Annotated in this window: 1 protein-coding gene; it reads right to left on the reverse strand. The window is 67.8% G+C overall.

From position 1 onward, the window contains the following. Positions 1-39 precede the first annotated feature (39 nt). Complete coding sequence (locus ACFY2Z_RS41680) at positions 40-1,326, reverse strand: IS256 family transposase (protein WP_390749202.1); 1,287 nt, start codon at positions 1,324-1,326, stop codon at positions 40-42. Positions 1,327-1,374 lie beyond the last annotated feature (48 nt).

Consider the following 1,374-nt stretch of genomic DNA (forward strand, 5'->3'; position numbering starts at 1 on the left):
GGGTCTGTGTAGCGAACGGTGGAACTCGGTCGGTTTCGTTCAGCGGCGTCCGGCGGTGAGCCGGCCGTCGAAGGTGATGTCGAAGGCTTGGAGTGCGGCCTTCCAGCGCATGGTCCAGCGTTTGCGTCCGGTGCCGGTCGGGTCCAGGCTCATGACGGCGAGGTAGACACATTTGAGGGCGGCCTGGTCGGTGGGGAAGTGCCCCCGGGCCCGGACGGCCTTGCGGATCCGCGCGTTGATGCTCTCGATCGCGTTGGTGGTGCAGACAATCTTGCGGATCTCCACGTCGAACTGGAGGAAGGGCACGAACTCCGCCCAGGCCGCCTCCCAGAGCCGGACGATCGCCGGATACTTCCCGCCCCAGGCGTCGGTGAACTCCACGAACCGCTCCAGCGCGGCCTCCTCGGTCGGCGCAGTGTAGACGGGCCTGAGCGCCTTCGCGATCTTCTCCCAGTCCTGCCGGGCCGCGTAACGGAAGCTGTTCCGCAGCAGGTGAACGACACAGGTCTGGACGATCGTCGCAGGCCAGACCGTGTTCACGGCGTCCGGGAGGCCGGTCAGGCCGTCGCAGACCAGCATCAGGACATCGGCCGCGCCGCGGTTCTTGATCTCGGTCAGGACCTGGAGCCAGTACTTCGCGCCCTCCCCGCCGTCGCCGATCCACAGGCCCAGGATGTCCCGGTGTCCCTCGGCGGTGACCGCGACCGCCATGTAGACGGGCCGGTTGGCGACCTGCCCGTCCCTGACCTTCACGTTCACGCAGTCGATGAAGACGACCGGGTAGACGCTGTCCAGCGGACGGTTCTGCCATTCCGTCATGCCGGCCATCACGCTGTCCGTGATCGTGGAGATCGTGGACTTGGAGATCTCCGCACCGTACACCTCGGCGAGATGCGCGGAGATCTCCCCGTGCGTCAGCCCTTTCGCCGACAAGGACAGGACCATCTCGTCCACGCCGCCCAGACGCCGCTGGCGCTTCTTGACCAGCTGCGGCTCGAACGACCCGGCCCTATCCCGCGGCACCGCGATCTCGACCGGCCCCGACTCGGTGATCACCGTCTTGGACCGGTGCCCGTTGCGGTAGTTCTCCCGGCCGCCCTCGGCCCGCTCGCCGGGTTCGTGCCCCAGGTGATCAGTGAGTTCGCCCTCCAACGCGGACTCCAGCACCCGCTTGGTGAGCTGCTGCAGGAGGCCGCCCTCCCCGGTGAGCTTCACGCCACCGGCCTGGGCCCGGGCCACCAGCTCGGCGACCAGCCCGTCATCCACGGCGCCCGTCCCACTCAGAGCGGCCTTCCCGGCCTTGGTGTCACTCGTCACGTCAGTCATCAACTGTCGCTTCCAGCTCGGGAGTTACACCGCTCACCGTACAGACCC

It is taken from the genome of Streptomyces sp. NPDC001222, from assembly GCF_042896945.1.
GTDB classification, from domain to species: Bacteria; Actinomycetota; Actinomycetes; order Streptomycetales; family Streptomycetaceae; genus Streptomyces; species Streptomyces gibsoniae.